Origin of the sequence: Metabacillus niabensis (genome assembly GCF_020524345.1) — a bacterium.
Classification (GTDB): domain Bacteria; phylum Bacillota; class Bacilli; order Bacillales; family Bacillaceae; genus Metabacillus; species Metabacillus niabensis_B.
Map to the genome: position 1 here is coordinate 23426 of NZ_JAIVLH010000006.1, position 16071 is coordinate 39496.

Sequence of the window (16071 nt, forward strand, 5' to 3'; positions counted from 1 at the left end):
CATGAGCGAATTATTTCCTCTTAAACAAGTTATGGGATTTGTTTTTTCATTAGTCCTAACAGTCATTGCACTTGGTGTTTACTTCTTTGATATGTCGTTTCAAGTAGGAATGACTGTACTTCTTGTCACAGCATTCATACAAGCTGGTCTTCAGCTTGTTGTCTTCATGCACGCAGGAGAAACTGAAGACAAAGCGGCAATTTATACAAACATCTACTACGGAGTAATCATTGCATTAGTAACTATTTTTGGTACACTTCTAGCAATGGTTTGGGATATGGGCTAAAAAGTAAAAAAGGGTATGACTCTAGATGAGAGTCATACCCTTTTCTTATTAATGCAAATAATCTTCAGATCTGCTTTGTAAAAATTCCGGTAGTTCAGATTTCCAAAGGACATAAAGGACAGTTAAGTGGGCTGCAACGATATTAAAGATGAACATTGCCCCAAATACCAGGTGGCCTGTTCCGAAATCAGAGTACATATAGAGAACTAATGTTGTCCACATTAAAATAATAAGTGGCACTTGTAAGATAGCTAGCTTTTTATTTTCTTTCCATAAAAACAATGGTGTGGCTGTTCCTATTAATAAATAAGCGAAAAATACATCCATATTTGACACGCTCCTTTAACATTGATTACGTTTACAAGTCTGTGTCTAAAAAAAGAATAATTTGTGAACTTTTTGTTGCATTTAATATAACACACTTGCCAATAAGAAATAAAGAGAAAAGTGCATGGAGTAAAAAAGAATTTGGCATGTTAAGCAATATGAATTGACGACAAGAATTTGTATAGCGTATAAGTGAAGGTGGAGAGTAAAATAGTATATGCTTCGTTAGTTTTTAAAATTCGGGTTTTCCTAAGATCCTTGTCGTGTTTCCTTTACCATTTCATGCACTTTTGTGTATCTACTTATACGTTTCCCTGAGTGAAAAAGATGAAACATGAATTTGACTTGGAAAAGACCTTAATGAAAGGTGGATTACATGAACACAACTCAAGAAATTTCAAGACGAAAGCTTCTGAGCATAGCGGGGTTAGGATGGATGTTTGATGCCATGGATGTTGGAATCCTTTCGTTCATCATTGCTGCTCTACAAGTGGAATGGAATTTAACTTCATCTCAAATGGGCTGGATAGGCAGTATGAATTCGATCGGAATGGCTGTAGGGGCTTTAGTGTTTGGATTAATGGCTGACAAAGTTGGTCGTAAGCAAGTATTTATTGTTACCCTATTACTATTCTCGGTGGGAAGTGGACTGTCTGCATTTGTCACATCATATGCACTATTTCTTACTTTACGATTTTTTATCGGTGCTGGCTTAGGAGGAGAACTTCCGGTTGCCTCTACATTAGTGTCTGAGAGTGTTCCAGCCAATGAGAGAGGAAAGGTTGTTGTTTTATTAGAAAGTTTTTGGGCTGGCGGCTGGTTAATTGCTGCACTTATCTCTTATTTTTTTATTCCAACTTACGGTTGGCAAGCTGCACTATTATTAAGTGCTTTACCAGCATTCTATGCATTATATTTAAGAATGAAACTCCCGGACTCTCCAAGATTTCAAGCGGTTGGGATGATAAAACAAAAAGAATCCTCGTTCACAAAAATAGCGAAAGTGTGGGCGAAGCCTTATGTTAAGCAAACAACTATGCTTTGGATTCTATGGTTTTGTGTTGTTTTTTCTTATTACGGTATGTTTCTTTGGTTACCAAGTGTGATGGTGTTAAAAGGGTTTAGCTTAATTAAAAGTTTTCAGTATGTTCTTATTATGACGCTTGCACAGCTGCCGGGTTATTTTCTTGCGGCCTATCTAATTGAACGTGCAGGAAGAAAGTTTGTTCTCATTTCGTTCTTGATAGGGACAGCTCTTAGTGCCTATTTCTTCGGAAATGCTGATACTTTACCATTATTACTCACATCAGGTATCTTTTTATCATTCTTTAACCTTGGGGCGTGGGGTGCGCTTTATGCCTACACACCTGAGCACTATCCAACAGAGGTGCGCGGTACCGGCGCAGGATTAGCTGCATCATTTGGTAGAGTTGGAGGTATTTTGGGACCGTTAGTTGTCGGCTATTTTGTTGCGGCTGATTACTCTATCAACACTATCTTCCTCATTTTTGCCATATCAATTATTATTGGGGCATTAGCTGTCCTGCTGCTTGGCGAAGAAACGAAGCAAAAAGAATTAGTATAAGCAAATCAGTATGTAATGAACGAAAAAAGAGTTATCCTTTTTATAATAGAAAAAAGGAGGCGGCAACAATGAATGATGTGATTAAAACGATTTTAAATCATCGTTCCATCCGCAAATTTGAGGATAAAACATTATCAGATGAACAGATTAAACTGATTGTTCAAAGTGCCCAAGCTGCATCAACTTCAAGCTATATTCAGGCATATTCTATAATTGGTGTGAAAGATAATGAGAAAAAGCGGAAATTAGCAGAGTTAGCCGGAGGGCAAAACTATGTAGCAGAAAATGGCCATTTCTTTGTCTTTTGTGCAGATTTACATAGACATCAGTTAATTGCTGACCAATATCATCAGGATGCGAGTGAAATCCTCGAGAGTACTGAAAAGTTTATGGTTGCTGTAATTGATGCGGCTCTTGCGGCGCAAAATGCTGTGCTAGCTGCTGAATCAATGGAGCTTGGAGCGGTATATATTGGAGGTTTAAGAAACCAACTATCTGAAGTGTCGAGTTTATTAAAAACGCCTTCACATGTTTTGCCGCTTTTCGGTATTGCAGTGGGATACCCGGCACAGGAGCCGGATCAAAAACAAAGACTGCCGTTTGAACATGTGTACCATGAAGATGAGTATCAGCAAGATCAGACAAGCTATTTAAGTCAACTAAAAGAATATGATCAACAAATTTCTGCGTATTATGAACAGCGTACAAATGGAGAAAGAAAAGACACATGGACTGGTCAAATGGCACGCTTATTATCTAGACCGACTAGAATGTATATGAAAGAATTTGTGGAGAAAAAAGGATTTAATAAGCGGTAAATTCCATTATAGTCAGGTGCTTTTGCATCTGGCTTTTTCGTCTTAATAAATTCCCCTTAAAACAATCCAGTTACTAGTAAATATAGTATAATTGGCTAAAAGTGGATTTTCACTTTGTGTACAAGTGAGATCGTTCCGTTGCATAGGATAAAAAAGGAAGGAGTTGAGAACTGGTGAAAAAACAGCGAATACTCATAATCTTTACAGTGGTAAGTCTGCTGCTCATGATCGGTTCAATCCTGTACCAAACTCTACAGGACAGAGACCCATATCGTTTTTATACAGGCCTGGGACAGGAATTTGATATAGCCCCAGATGATTCACAATTAGCTTTTTCTTACTTTTTAGATGGACATGAAGCCATTTATATGTCAAATCTGGATGGATCTAATGTTACTAGATTAAGTGAGAAAATAGAAGGAAGATCCCATTCGCCAAAATTTTCACATGATGGAGAAGAACTGTTGTTTTTATCAGAGGATGATCAAGGAATTCAAACTATTACAGTTATGAATCATGATGGAAGTGACGCAAATAGATTAACGCTGGATGGTCTTCACGTAACAGATGCTGTCTTCGCCTCTGACAATGAGACAATATTCTTTACTGCAATGCTAGCCTCTGAGGTAGGAAAATTAGAAGGTGAAACAAAGGAAGGGTATGATCTTTATCAAGTAGATCGTGCAAGTGGTCAAATTGAACAACTGACAGATAAAGACCATTTTTCAATGAATAACCTGTCCATCTCGACTGATGGAGAAACCTTGTATTATGGTTTATTTGAAAGTAATGAACAGCCTGTTGCCTATTCTTTAAAGAAAAAAACCGAAACACCTGTTGCACAAGTCAGTGGTGATATGTATTCTTCTGTTTTTTCCGAAGATGGAAGTTTACTCGCTTATACAGCAGTAACTGAGCAATCAAAGAATAGTAGCTTGTTTCATTATGAATTGTTCTTAAAAAATGTGGAAAGTAATAAAGTGAAGCAGTTAACAGATTTACAAGCCAATGTGCAGTCACCGGTCTTTTTGCATAAGGCAGATCATATTGCATTTCTACAGTATGAAAATTGGCCTGATGAACCTGAAGAATTTCAATTAATGTCAGTCTCTCTCGAGGGTGATGTAAAGCCGGAGTTAATTGATCTTGGACTTCCTGTCTCAAGTGAAACGTATATTATTCCTAAGACAATAGATTTTTTGTTAAGTGAACAAGCTATTGCCGTGTACTATTTTCTCTTTTTTGTCGGACTGATCCTGGTTGCCAAGAGAAGATCGGGGAGAGTTTATTTGCCTTCATTGATTAGTCTTGCTCTTTCTGTACTTACGTTTGTTGGCAGCTTTGTTGTTGGATTTTTGACAAATCCATGGTATGGAATAGGCTTGAGTATTGTGGCTATTACAATGTTTGTTTGTTCGCTCTTTCTTATAGTGGTTTCATTTATTATAAAAAGATTTACTGGAAAATCCTAAGGAAATAATCATTTCTTTAGGATTTTTGTTATTTTTACAAGCTATTTGTGAATAGGGTTAAGCGAAGTAATTGAATGAGGGAGGGCCGTTCATGTATCCATATCCTGTTTATCCGTATTATGGCCAAAAACAACAAACAAAGATGCAGCCGATTGTATTTCCTCCGCAACATCAAAATCGCCAACCTGGTTTTGAATATGAAATGAATCCTCCGCCGATATCAGAATGGGAAGGGTATAAGGGAAGTGGAAAGTTAAAGAATAAGGTGGCGATTATAACAGGAGGGGATAGTGGGATCGGAAGAGCAGTTGCTTATGCATTTGCGAAAGAGGGAGCTGCAGTTGTCATTCCTTATTATAATGAGCATCAAGATGCCAGGACAACGAAGCACAGAATTGAGGAGTTGGGTGGAAAATGCTTATTATTTTCAGGAGATCTGTCCCGGGAGCAAACGTCTTATGAAGTTGTAAAATTGGCCATTGGAACCTTTGGCCGCTTGGACATTGTGGTAAATAATCATGCTGTACAATTTGTACAGAAAAGTATTTTGGATATTTCGGCCGAGCAACTGGAAAGAACGTTTAAAACGAATATTTTTGCCTTTTTTTACATGGTAAAAGCATGCTTGCCTTATTTACAAAAGGGGAGCTCCATCATTAATACAACATCCGTAACAGCGTATGAAGGAAATAAAACTTTAATTGATTATTCTGCAACAAAAGGAGCGATCACAACATTTACAAGATCTTTATCCTTATCACTTGTGGATAAAGGAATAAGGGTGAACGGTGTAGCACCTGGTCCGATCTGGACTCCGTTAATTCCGGCGAGTTTTTCAGCGAAAAATGTATCAACCTTTGGTTCTGATTCGGAAATGAAAAGACCGGGGCAACCTTTTGAGCTTGCACCTGCATATGTGTATCTTGCATCAGATGATTCACGCTATGTTACAGGTCAGGTATTACACGTAAATGGAGGTCAATTTCGTACTTCGTAAGGAGAACTTAGTTACGAAAAAACGCCCTGTGAATAACTTGTTTATAGGAGATAATAGTCCTATATATATTGTGGCGAACGAATGTACCCACACAAAATGTGGATAGAAATTGTGGATATGTTGATAACTTTTGTGGATAAGTTGTTGTTAACTGGATAATAAGCTGTTAATATCTAAATTTTTACGTTATAAAAGGTAAATACCTCAAAAAATATCAACAATTCGCAAATGAAAGCGTAGTTATCCACAATTGAAAAATAAAATTTGAAGTATTTGAGGAGACCGATTATAAAAAGGTCCTTTTATATTTGAATGAACAATTTTAATTTGACGCACGATAAGTAGTATCTACTTCAAAGGACGTGTCATGATGTCAAAGAATACATATGAATGTTTGATCGTTGGGGCAGGAATAGCCGGTTTGCAGGCGGCTATTCAATTAGGGAGATATATGCATAAGGTAGTAGTAATTGATTCTGAAGATGGAAGGTCAAACTTATGCAGAGGCTATCATAATATGTTGGGATGGCCGGATGGTGTAAGTGGTGAAACCCTTAGGGAATTAGGGAAGAAACAAGCATCACAATATGGAATTGAATTTATAAAAGATTATGTTATCGAAGCAAAGAAAGATCAAGAAAGAATAACGGTGAAAACGAAATCAGGTAAAATGTATGAATCCACAACACTTTTGTTATCCACAGGAATAAAAGATCGAATACCCGAGATTAAAAACATAAACCCGTGTTTAGGTGTTTCCATCTATGTTTGTCCGGATTGTGATGGCTATGAGGTAAGGAATCAGCATGTTCTCCTGTTAGGATCAGGGAAAACAGGTGCAAATTTAGCGATAACTCTTACTTATTGGACAGACAAGATTACGTTCATTAATCATGATGGAGGAATAGAGCCGCCATTATTAAATGAGCTTAAGCAAAAGAACATAGCTGTTATCAATGAAGAGATTGATGGGATTATCACTGAAAATGAATCCGACTTTAAAGGTGTGACATTAAAAAATGGACAAATCGTTCATGGTGATAAAGGATTTATCGGATTTGGCGGAAATGCTGTTCATTCGGAGCTTGCAAAACAATTAGGAGTAGAGAGGCTTGAAAACAAACATGTCCTTGTAGATCCTCGAACAAAGGAAACAAATATAACAAATGTATGGGCAGCAGGAGATCTTATTGCCCACTCAGAGCAAGTGACGATCGCGATGGCAGACGGATGTCAGGCAGCGATATGGATTCATAAACGACTATTGAAAAATAATAAGTGAAATCTCTGTTTTCCTTCTTCATGATGTTTTGTATCATAGAGAGAATAGGAATCAATAAGGGAGAGGTTGGACTTGAAAAAGGAAATTGAGGAATTGTACGATGAAGTCTATGAGAAACTGGCTGAATATCATCAAAAGTCTTTTGACTACACAGAAAAGCTTTCTGAATACCCAATCACCCAATCTGAAGAAGTGACAGAGAAGCTGGAAAGAATCGAATTTGCCTTGCAAGCGGCTAAGGATATTTTAGAAAATATCATGACACCTGGAACAAAGATGACGATTATGCATCAAAAAGGGACCATTCAAATAGATCTAAATAATTGAGAGAAGAGTCGTTACGTCACACGCCTTTATTTTATACTATTAGAAAGCATAAAATTTTTATGGATGATCGGATAAGAAAAAAGAGAAAATTTACACCAAGTGAATATCTAGGAATAAAATGCAAATATCTTTTAAAATATGAAGTTTTCTGTATAATGAAGACATAAACAAAATAATGATCTATCTTCGGGGCAGGGTGAAATTCCCGATCGGCGGTATTAAGAAACTTTCTTTAAGCCCGCGAGCCTTTTAGGCAGGATTTGGTGCGATTCCAAAGCCGACAGTATAGTCTGGATGGGAGAAGATGGAGGTTCAGCTAACGTTTAAAAAATGACAAGATGAACGTTTATTTAGGATGCCTTCGTAACTCCCTCATATATTTGTGAGGGAGTTTTCTATCGTTTAGGAAATTATAAATTTCTTGAACTGTGGATAAGTTTCGACATCCAGCTCCAGCGCCTAGCCTCTCTTGGGTCTAGCCAATTTAGAATTGAAGGCAAAGAACGCCTTCTATTCTAAATCGTCTTATTTCCCTAGGCTGATCAAGGCGCTTGCGCTTTTGTTCGTAGCCGCGTAAGGTATCTTACTTGCGAACACCTCTTCCAAACGCGATGGATCAATGGAGGAGAAGACAAATGATTAGAACAGAAAGATTTAGTGTAAGAACAATGGCTTCAGTTGCAATGCTTAGCAGTATATCGTATTTATTAATGCTGTTAGTTTTCCCGTTGCCGTTATTTCCTACCTTTTTATTCATTGATTTTAGTGACATTCCTGCGCTCATTGCAACCATTATGTTTGGTCCAGTGGCAGGTGTCTTAGTCGTTTTAATTAAAAATATCATTAATTTCTTAATGATGGGGAGTCCAACTGGAGTGCCTGTTGGTCACATCGCAAACTTCTTAGCAGGAGTTGTCTTTATTTTACCTACGTATTTTGTATATAAAAGAATGGAAACGAGAAAAGGAATGATGATTGCTCTGGCGGTTGGAACACTTTCAATGGCGATTATTATGAGTATATTAAACTATTTATTTATTCTTCCAGCATATACCTACTTCCTGCAGGCACCTGATATGCGCAGTTTAGTTATACCTGCAATATTACCGTTTAATGTAATAAAAGGTGTGCTGATGTCAACTATGTTTGTATTGGTATTTGTCCGGATTAAAAGTTGGATGACGAAAGTTGCATAAAAGAACTATGGCATCCCCAGTGATTTACTGGGGACTATTTTTTTGCCGAAAAAGCTATCATCAGGGAAACGAGATAAATTTTGCAGGATTGGCCGCTTTTTTGCATCTTTTATTAAAAGTTTATAAACGATAACATGTGAATCAACCTAAACAGTATGTCTCTCTTGCCTAATTTCCCCTGGTGATTTCCCGGTAAGCTTGCGGGTGATCTTATTTAAATAATTCGCATTTTTATAACCAACTAATTGTGCAATTTCATCAACAGTATATCTTGTATGCTGCAAAAGCTCGATGGCCTTTTGTAAGCGAATATTTGTTAAATATTGAATAGGGGTTGTCCCGGTTTCTTCTTTAAACAATCTTGTAAAGTGATACTTTGATAATTTTGAAGCCTCTGCCATTTCCTCTGCTCCAATATCATCCTGGTAATAGTTTTGGGCGAATAAAACAGCGCTTATAATTCCTTCTGACCAATCCTCCATAAATTTATCCACTGTTTTTAAGGATAAAGATAATTCCATTAAAAATTGATAGGCAATGCTTGAGCCATGGTAGGCATTGGTTATTTTTTTTTCGATTGAATCATCGTAAATTTGCTTAAGCAGTTTAATGAGCGTTGACTCTGGATGGAAGCGAACAACCTGGTTGTCGGATTTTTTTACCTGCTCCCAACAACGCTTTGCTTCGTTTCCGTATAAGGTTAAATAGAGAAACTCCCATTTTGTTGATTGTTCAGGTAAATAATAACGATAGTTGCTTGGACTGTTCACAATAAACGCATGACCTGCTTTTAGTTGATGAATCTTTCCATCAATATTGATTTCACCATGTCCTGATAACGTATATTGAAAAATGTATTTATCTTGGTCTTTTCTTTCCGTACCGCTCCAAGAATAAATAGAAGAATCCTGTTCATCCCAACCAACAGACCAAATTTGTGCAACTTTGTTCACATTAGGCTCATTAAACCGAAAAACAATTGCGCCCTTTTTCTTTTCCATAGCAAAAAAATCCCCCTTTCTTACCCTTTTTTGTTGAGGTGAGCAAAAAAAGACTGAAGTATGATCGTAAAACGTATTAAATATAGCTATATTCATTGTGTTTAAATGAAACTTCTAAGCAAATAAGTGCTAATTTATAAAATAATTTTACCATTGTTCCAGGTAAAAATGGAACTTACAATAAAGATAACGTTATCACAAACAAAAACGCGAGATGAAGGGTGATTTCCAATGACAGAACAATTACTACAACAATTTAAACAGATATTCAACACAGATCAGCCTGTACGCACTTTTTTTGCGCCAGGCCGAGTGAATTTAATAGGAGAACATACAGATTATAATGGAGGTCATGTGTTTCCATGTGCGTTAACGTTTGGGACATACGCATTAGTTGCACCAAGAAATGACCAATCTATTCGTCTGTACTCAGTCAATTTTCCAAATGTAGGAATCATTGAACTATCAACTCAAGAGCAGCTTGAACTTCAAAAAGAGCATGATTGGGCCAACTACCCAAAAGGTGTGATGAAAGAGTTCACAGATCGAGGCAATCAGCTAAATACAGGATTTGATATTTTATACTACGGTAATATCCCGAATGGTGCAGGATTATCCTCTTCAGCATCTATTGAACTTGTTACAGCAGTTGCTTTACAATCAATCTTGGAAACAACGTTCAGCAGTGTGGATCTTGTTAAAATGAGTCAGCATGCAGAAAATGAATTTATCGGCGTTAGCTGTGGCATTATGGATCAATTTGCAATCGGAATGGGAAAAGAAGACCATGCGATCTTGTTAAATTGTCAAACGCTTGACTATCAATATAGCCCGATAGTTCTTGAGGATGCTTCACTTGTTATTGCCAACACAAACAAACGCAGAACACTTGCAGACTCGAAATACAATGAAAGACGCTCAGAATGTGAACGTGCTCTTTCACAATTGCAAAAGGAATTATCGATTCAATCTCTTGGCGACCTAACACCTGAGCAATTTGAACAACATCGCCATTTAATTGAAAACGAAGTTGATCAAAAGCGTGCAAAACATGCTGTTTATGAAAATGCGAGAACGATTCTAGCAGTTGAAAAACTTCAACAAGGTGATATTGAAAGTTTTGGTCAATTAATGTGTGATTCTCACACATCTTTACGAGATGATTATGAGGTAACCGGTTTTGAGCTTGATACTTTAGTAGAAGCAGCCCTTAGCCAAGAAGGTGTCATTGGCTCAAGAATGACAGGAGCAGGCTTTGGAGGTTGTACAGTATCAATTGTGAAAAATGATAAGATTGAAGAATTCATTCAAGAAGTAGGCAAACGCTATAACGAAAAAACAGGATTAACGGCTGATTTTTACGTAGCGAATGTTGGCGATGGAGCAAAAGAAATAAACATGAACTAAACAATTGGAGGATGAAAAGATGGCAGTATTAGTTTGCGGTGGAGCAGGATATATCGGTAGTCACGCGGTTTCCGAGCTGTTAGATCGAAATGAAGAGGTTGTGGTGGTTGATAATCTTCAAAAGGGACATCTACCGGCTGTTTTAGAAGGAGTGAAATTTTACAACGGTGATTTACGTGATGAAGCATTCTTAAAAAACGTTTTCCAAGAAAATGATATCGAAGCAGTCATCCACTTTGCTGCTGATTCACTAGTAGGCGAAAGTGTTGAAAAACCACTTCAATACTATGAAAACAATGTGTATGGAACAATGTGCCTTTTAAAGGTGATACAAGAGTTTGGTGTAAAGAAAATTGTCTTTTCATCAACGGCTGCAACCTATGGTGAGGCAGAAAATATTCCAATCGTTGAGACAGATCCTACTGTTCCAACAAATCCATATGGTGAAACAAAGCTTGCAGTTGAAAAAATGCTGAAGTGGAGTGAACAGGCATACGGGTTAAAATATGTCGTTCTTCGCTATTTCAATGTTGCAGGTGCTCATATGGAAGGAAAACTTGGTGAAGACCATGATCCGGAAACACACCTGATCCCAATCATTTTACAAGTAGCATTGGGAGATCGTGAGAAAATCATGATCTTTGGTGATGACTACAACACAGAAGATGGCACATGTATAAGAGATTATATTCATGTGACAGACTTAGCGGATGCTCATATTTTAGCGATTGAAAAGCTGCGTAAAGATCATACAAGTGCTACGTATAATCTTGGAAATGGAAACGGCTTTTCGGTAAAAGAAGTGATCGAAACAGCTCGAAAAGTAACAGGTCATCCAATCCCTGCTGAAGTTGCGCCACGTCGTGCAGGTGACCCGGCTGTATTAATTGCTTCATCCGAAAAAGCGATCAATGAGCTTGGTTGGAAACCTAAATATGCAGATCTTCACACAATGATTGAAAGCGCCTGGAACTGGTTTCAAAAGAATCCTAAAGGCTATCAAAACTAAATTTCTTTTTGTGACATCCAGCTCCAGCGCCTAGCACCTCTAGGGTCTAGCCAATTTAGAATTGAAGGCAAAGAACACCTTCTATTCTAAATCGTCTTATTTGCCCGAGGCTGAACAAGGCGCTTGCGCTTTTGATATAAGACGAGAGGGTGTATACCATGTCTATTCATATTGATGCTGAAATAGAAAGATTACTTCAATTTGCTTTGAAAAAGGAAATTATTACAATCTGGGACGTGGATTTAGCCCGCAATAAAATCTTAGAGGTGTTACAGCTTTCTGATGTGAAGGCTGTAACAGTTGATAAGGAAGTACCGGATTCTCCTGTACCCATTTTAGAAACAATATTGGATTGGGCTGCTGAACAGGGACTTATCGAAGATAACACTGTTACCTACCGTGATTTATTTGACACAAAAATAATGGGCTGTCTTGTTCCTTCACAAGGGGAAATCATACGTCGCTTTGATGAACTTGTCTTTCAGGGCGGACCTAAACAAGCAACAGAATGGTTTTATCAGTTTTCACAGGATGTTCATTATATTCGGACTGACCGCATAGCGAAAAATGAAAAGTGGCTTGTTGGTACGGAATATGGTGATCTGCAAATGACAATCAATTTGTCAAAGCCAGAAAAAGATCCTGTTGCCATTGCGGCAGCAAGAAACATGCAAAAAAGTGAGTACCCTGCTTGCCTTTTATGTAAAGAGAATGTTGGATATGCAGGTCGTTTGGATCACCCGGCAAGACAAAATCACCGCATTATTCCTGTTACACTGGATGATGAACAATGGTTTCTACAGTTCTCACCATATGTGTATTACAATGAGCATGCGATTGTCTTTTCAGGTGAACATAAGCCGATGAAGATTTCCAAAGACTCGTTCAAAAAGCTTCTGCATTTTGTTGAGCAGTATCCTCATTATTTTCTTGGATCAAATGCAGATTTACCGATTGTTGGAGGCTCTATTTTAAGTCATGATCACTTCCAGGGGGGGCATCATACCTTCCCGATGGAAGTAGCAGAAAAAATGTATTCTTTTTCTGTAAATAAATATCCATCGATTGATTTCGCTATTGTGAAGTGGCCGATGTCTGTGCTGCGTCTGCAAGGAAATAATCAAGCGGACTTAATTGCAGCAGCAGATGATATATTACAGGAATGGAAGTCCTATAGTGATGAGACTGTAGATATACACGCTTTTTCCGGCGAAACTCCACATAACACGATCACACCGATTGCCAGAAGAAGAGGCGACCTTTTTGAACTTGATTTGGTGTTAAGAAATAACCGAACTAGTGATGAACATCCTTTTGGAATTTTTCATCCTCATCAAGAGGTTCATCATATTAAAAAGGAAAATATCGGCTTAATCGAGGTAATGGGATTAGCTGTATTGCCTGGAAGACTACTGGATGAGCTCAAAAAACTAGCAGAATTCTTAGTTGAAGCAGATGGCTTAGATAAGATTGAAAAAGATGACGAAATTAACAAACATTATGAATGGGCGAAACAGGTATATAAGAAATACCCAGATCTAACAGAAGCCATTGTGTATGAGGTGCTGTTAAAAGAAGTAGGACATGTTTTTGCAACCATTCTAGAGCATGCAGGAGTATTCAAGCAGGATGAAGCCGGACAACAAGGATTTAAGCGCTTTGTACAGCAATTACAAACTTCTTTAAAATAATTGTGGGTTACTGGTATAAGATATCGTAAATGTGTCAATGATGCTAGTAATCCCCCCCTAATTTTTATATATGTATGTTGCCTCCTTACTTGTAAGGGGGTATTTTTTTGGATTATTAGAAAGTATAAGATTTTATTGATGATAGTATAAGAAAAACTAAAAGGGACAGCTGTGAACTGTCCCTATCATTATTATTGAGCTACAATAACAACTCTGCCCTCATCAAGCTCTTCCTCTAATTCATTTGCTTTGTCTTGTGAAACCCCTAATGATGTCATCCTATCTCTAAGCATGTCTCCTCGAGATCGAAAGACATTGGCCACTTTATCAAAAACACCTTCTTCTTTTAAACCAATTTGACGAGTGTCTGTCTGTTCTGTTAAATGCTTGGAACGGGTAGTATCATGTGCAAATAAATAGATGTGATCTTTATCATATCCCTGACCCTCAAGCTCCTGAATGATTTGAGTTGCTTGTACACCATTTTCTACAACATATGTTTTCAAGTTCATCATCTCCTTTGCATGATTAATAAACTTGTACCCCTTTTAAAAGTAAATGAAACATAATGGGAAAATAAGTTATAGGCTAAAAGACGTTTTAACTATAAAAGTCAGTAAGGTCTTTGTTAAAATAAAAGAATATAAAAGAACAGGTGATGATAATGAAAATATCCATTGTGATTGTGACGCATAATCGACTGGACGAATTAGCCGAGCTTCTTGAATCCATTTCCATCCAAACCGAAGCACCTTATGAAATCATTATTGTCAATGATTGTGGAGAGAGCATTGAGCCAGTCGTTAATCTTTATAAAGAGCTGCCAATAAAAACAATTGAATTACATGAAAATATGAAGCATGTACGTGCCAGAAACATGGGGGTTGGTCATGTAACTGGAGATTATATCATGCTTTGTGATGATGATGACCTCCTTTCATCAAAGCATTTGGAATATGCAAAAGATGCCTTACGTGAAGCAGACTTTGTTTATTTTGATGCGGAAATTGTTAATTTTGAGAAGCACGGGAAAACCCGTATTCCTGTAAAAAGAAGAACGTTTGCCTATCACTATGATGAGCAGGGAATGAAGAAGTTCTCCACCTATGTCCCCTCAGGCAGTGTGTATAAAAAGGAAAAAGGAATTACATGATAAAATCGGAATGTTTGATCCGAATGTACATAACTATTGGGATTGGGATTTCATGTTAAGAGCGGCACAGGCTTGTCAGGTGAAAAGAGTTCCTGTTGCCAGTGTCATATATGCATTTGCAGAGAGTGGAACAAATCAGTCTGCAAGCTTAAATGAAAAGCGTAAAGCCTATCTGGATAAGTTATGTGAAAAACATCACTTAGGATCATTACCACAGAAAAATTTCTTTGTTTTGCTTGAAGAGCCCGAAATGAAAGAACGTGAAGCAAACACGACAATTGTATGGGGTGGACAACCAATTCATTCCCGTTATAGCAGATAGATGAGAGGTACCTAAAGATGAATGAGAACATGGAACAAAGTTGGAGTAAGTTACTAAGTAAGCAATTTGAAATGGACTATTTTAAAAAACTAATAGATTTTTTAGATGACGAATATAAGCAACAAACTATATTTCCAAAGCGTGAGAATATTTTTCGCGCTTTAAATGAGACTCCCTATGAGGATGTGAAGGTGGTCATCATCGGACAAGATCCATATCATGGAGAAGGGCAGGCACAAGGATTAAGTTTTTCTGTTCAACCAGGCGAAAAACTTCCTCCTTCCCTGCGAAACATTTTCACGGAGCTTTGTGAAGATATAAAGTGTGAAAAAAGCGAAAATGGGTCATTAGTCAAATGGTCAAAGCAGGGTGTTTTGCTTTTGAACACGGTGCTAACCGTTAGGAAAGGTCAGCCTAATTCCCATAAAGGAAAAGGGTGGGAAATCTTCACCGATGAAATCATACATGTATTAAATAACCGTGAGAAGCCGGTTGTCTTTATTTTATGGGGTAAACATGCTCAAGCAAAAAAACAATTGATAACCTCACCAAACCATTTCATTATCGAGTCGGCTCATCCAAGTCCATTTTCAGCAAGAAAAGGATTCTTTGGCAGTAAACCATTTTCAAAGGCAAATGAGTTTTTAATACAACACGGATTAGGTGAAATTGATTGGACCTTAAGATGAGGGAGTATGGATGATGAAAGAAACACCAATAAATTGTGTGAAGTGTAAGCATTTCTATGTAACATGGGATACGAGATTTCCAAATGGCTGCAGGGCATATGGGTTTAAATCTGCAGGTAGACCGGCAATCATGGTAAAGAAATCATCTGGAATGGCCTGCTTAAAGTATGAACAAAAGTCCATGAAGGCATAGTGGAGGGATCAGAGTGGATATACCAATATCAAAGCTTCTTTCTAAAATGGAAGCAGAATTAACAAAAGCTAAAAACAGTCAATCAGAAAAGGAAAGAAGAGAGCGAATTGTTGTCATTCAATCTTTATGTGAATTGATTTTAGATGAAAAATCACCACAAGTACAAGCGACCACATCTCCTTCTTCGAGCTCAATAAGTCAAGCTGAGCTTCAAAAAATGATGGGAAATATGGCAACGGTTGTTAAAAATCCATCAAGCTCTGAGGCTAGAAAAGAAGATGATGCAAATGGTGACTCATTATTTGATTTTTAATTG

At 37.5% G+C, this 16071-nt stretch carries 17 protein-coding genes, 1 pseudogene and 1 riboswitch; of the genes and pseudogenes, 15 read left to right on the forward strand and 3 right to left on the reverse strand.

Features of this window, described 5'->3' with window-relative positions; translation table 11 throughout:
• The first annotated feature begins 1 nt into the window (after window position 1).
• Window positions 2–286, forward strand: a complete 285-nt coding sequence (gene qoxD, locus LC095_RS09015; protein WP_078432068.1) for a cytochrome aa3 quinol oxidase subunit IV — start codon at window positions 2–4, stop codon at window positions 284–286.
• Window positions 287–334: 48 nt separating this feature from the next.
• On the opposite strand, the gene LC095_RS09020 is transcribed toward qoxD, so the two are convergent.
• Entirely contained in the window at window positions 335–613 is a 279-nt protein-coding gene (locus LC095_RS09020; protein ID WP_051475795.1) for a spore morphogenesis/germination protein YwcE, read from the reverse strand.
• Between the two features lie 376 nt (window positions 614–989).
• Here LC095_RS09020 and LC095_RS09025 point away from each other — a divergent pair, with 376 nt between their 5' ends.
• The 7 genes from LC095_RS09025 (at window position 990) to LC095_RS09055 (ending at window position 8290) form a co-directional block, all read left to right on the forward strand.
• Window positions 990–2198 carry an MFS transporter gene (locus tag LC095_RS09025; protein ID WP_226527876.1) on the forward strand — a complete coding sequence of 403 codons (1209 nt, stop codon included), beginning with the start codon at window positions 990–992 and terminating at the stop codon, window positions 2196–2198.
• 68 nt (window positions 2199–2266) lie between these two features.
• The gene (gene nfsA, locus LC095_RS09030) at window positions 2267–3016 is read left to right on the forward strand and encodes an oxygen-insensitive NADPH nitroreductase (protein WP_226527878.1); all 750 of its coding nucleotides are present in this window, start codon (window positions 2267–2269) and stop codon (window positions 3014–3016) included.
• Window positions 3017–3189: 173 nt separating this feature from the next.
• The gene (locus LC095_RS09035; RefSeq protein ID WP_226527879.1) at window positions 3190–4488 is read left to right on the forward strand and encodes a hypothetical protein; all 1299 of its coding nucleotides are present in this window, start codon (window positions 3190–3192) and stop codon (window positions 4486–4488) included.
• 91 nt (window positions 4489–4579) lie between these two features.
• Entirely contained in the window at window positions 4580–5485 is a 906-nt protein-coding gene (locus LC095_RS09040) for an SDR family oxidoreductase (RefSeq protein ID WP_226527880.1), read from the forward strand.
• 370 nt (window positions 5486–5855) lie between these two features.
• A complete protein-coding gene (locus LC095_RS09045; RefSeq protein WP_226527882.1) occupies window positions 5856–6767 on the forward strand; it encodes an NAD(P)/FAD-dependent oxidoreductase in 912 nt (303 codons plus the stop codon).
• A 72-nt stretch (window positions 6768–6839) separates the two neighbouring features.
• A complete protein-coding gene (locus LC095_RS09050; protein WP_216775067.1) occupies window positions 6840–7094 on the forward strand; it encodes a hypothetical protein in 255 nt (84 codons plus the stop codon).
• Between the two features lie 178 nt (window positions 7095–7272).
• A riboswitch (FMN riboswitch) is annotated at window positions 7273–7404 on the forward strand.
• Between the two features lie 325 nt (window positions 7405–7729).
• Complete coding sequence (locus tag LC095_RS09055; protein WP_226527883.1) at window positions 7730–8290, forward strand: ECF transporter S component; 561 nt, start codon at window positions 7730–7732, stop codon at window positions 8288–8290.
• A gap of 146 nt (window positions 8291–8436) precedes the next feature.
• On the opposite strand, the gene LC095_RS09060 is transcribed toward LC095_RS09055, so the two are convergent.
• A complete protein-coding gene (locus LC095_RS09060) occupies window positions 8437–9291 on the reverse strand; it encodes an AraC family transcriptional regulator (RefSeq protein WP_226527885.1) in 855 nt (284 codons plus the stop codon).
• A 231-nt stretch (window positions 9292–9522) separates the two neighbouring features.
• Here LC095_RS09060 and LC095_RS09065 point away from each other — a divergent pair, with 231 nt between their 5' ends.
• From LC095_RS09065 to galT, 3 genes are all read left to right on the forward strand, one after another.
• Complete coding sequence (locus LC095_RS09065) at window positions 9523–10698, forward strand: galactokinase (RefSeq protein ID WP_226527887.1); 1176 nt, start codon at window positions 9523–9525, stop codon at window positions 10696–10698.
• A 19-nt stretch (window positions 10699–10717) separates the two neighbouring features.
• On the forward strand, window positions 10718–11707 hold the full coding sequence (galE, locus tag LC095_RS09070) for a UDP-glucose 4-epimerase GalE (RefSeq protein WP_226527889.1): 990 nt from the start codon (window positions 10718–10720) through the stop codon (window positions 11705–11707).
• Between the two features lie 158 nt (window positions 11708–11865).
• Window positions 11866–13398: a UDP-glucose--hexose-1-phosphate uridylyltransferase gene (gene galT, locus LC095_RS09075; RefSeq protein ID WP_226527891.1), complete on the forward strand. Its 1533-nt coding sequence runs from the start codon at window positions 11866–11868 to the stop codon at window positions 13396–13398.
• Between the two features lie 191 nt (window positions 13399–13589).
• On the opposite strand, the gene LC095_RS09080 is transcribed toward galT, so the two are convergent.
• Window positions 13590–13913 (reverse strand): general stress protein, encoded by a 324-nt coding sequence (locus LC095_RS09080; RefSeq protein ID WP_226527893.1) that lies wholly within the window; start codon window positions 13911–13913, stop codon window positions 13590–13592.
• 149 nt (window positions 13914–14062) lie between these two features.
• Here LC095_RS09080 and LC095_RS09085 point away from each other — a divergent pair.
• The 4 genes and pseudogenes from LC095_RS09085 to LC095_RS09100 all read left to right on the forward strand — a co-directional run bounded on the left by LC095_RS09085 (window position 14063) and on the right by LC095_RS09100 (window position 16068).
• Window positions 14063–14873, forward strand: a pseudogene (locus tag LC095_RS09085) (glycosyltransferase family 2 protein).
• Window positions 14874–14890: 17 nt separating this feature from the next.
• On the forward strand, window positions 14891–15562 hold the full coding sequence (locus tag LC095_RS09090) for a uracil-DNA glycosylase (RefSeq protein WP_226527895.1): 672 nt from the start codon (window positions 14891–14893) through the stop codon (window positions 15560–15562).
• A gap of 13 nt (window positions 15563–15575) precedes the next feature.
• The gene (locus tag LC095_RS09095; RefSeq protein WP_026563043.1) at window positions 15576–15755 is read left to right on the forward strand and encodes a hypothetical protein; all 180 of its coding nucleotides are present in this window, start codon (window positions 15576–15578) and stop codon (window positions 15753–15755) included.
• A 13-nt stretch (window positions 15756–15768) separates the two neighbouring features.
• The gene (locus tag LC095_RS09100; protein ID WP_226527897.1) at window positions 15769–16068 is read left to right on the forward strand and encodes a YwdI family protein; all 300 of its coding nucleotides are present in this window, start codon (window positions 15769–15771) and stop codon (window positions 16066–16068) included.
• Window positions 16069–16071 lie beyond the last annotated feature (3 nt).

Coding starts and splice junctions, on each gene's coding strand:
- qoxD (WP_078432068.1), top strand. CDS start 2: ATGAGCGAATTATTTCCTCTTAAACAAGTTATGGGATTTGTTTTTTCA.
- LC095_RS09020 (WP_051475795.1), bottom strand. CDS start 613: ATGGATGTATTTTTCGCTTATTTATTAATAGGAACAGCCACACCATTG.
- LC095_RS09025 (WP_226527876.1), top strand. CDS start 990: ATGAACACAACTCAAGAAATTTCAAGACGAAAGCTTCTGAGCATAGCG.
- nfsA (WP_226527878.1), top strand. CDS start 2,267: ATGAATGATGTGATTAAAACGATTTTAAATCATCGTTCCATCCGCAAA.
- LC095_RS09040 (WP_226527880.1), top strand. CDS start 4,580: ATGTATCCATATCCTGTTTATCCGTATTATGGCCAAAAACAACAAACA.
- LC095_RS09045 (WP_226527882.1), top strand. CDS start 5,856: ATGTCAAAGAATACATATGAATGTTTGATCGTTGGGGCAGGAATAGCC.
- LC095_RS09055 (WP_226527883.1), top strand. CDS start 7,730: ATGATTAGAACAGAAAGATTTAGTGTAAGAACAATGGCTTCAGTTGCA.
- LC095_RS09060 (WP_226527885.1), bottom strand. CDS start 9,291: ATGGAAAAGAAAAAGGGCGCAATTGTTTTTCGGTTTAATGAGCCTAAT.
- LC095_RS09065 (WP_226527887.1), top strand. CDS start 9,523: ATGACAGAACAATTACTACAACAATTTAAACAGATATTCAACACAGAT.
- galE (WP_226527889.1), top strand. CDS start 10,718: ATGGCAGTATTAGTTTGCGGTGGAGCAGGATATATCGGTAGTCACGCG.
- galT (WP_226527891.1), top strand. CDS start 11,866: ATGTCTATTCATATTGATGCTGAAATAGAAAGATTACTTCAATTTGCT.
- LC095_RS09080 (WP_226527893.1), bottom strand. CDS start 13,913: ATGATGAACTTGAAAACATATGTTGTAGAAAATGGTGTACAAGCAACT.
- LC095_RS09090 (WP_226527895.1), top strand. CDS start 14,891: ATGAATGAGAACATGGAACAAAGTTGGAGTAAGTTACTAAGTAAGCAA.
- LC095_RS09095 (WP_026563043.1), top strand. CDS start 15,576: ATGAAAGAAACACCAATAAATTGTGTGAAGTGTAAGCATTTCTATGTA.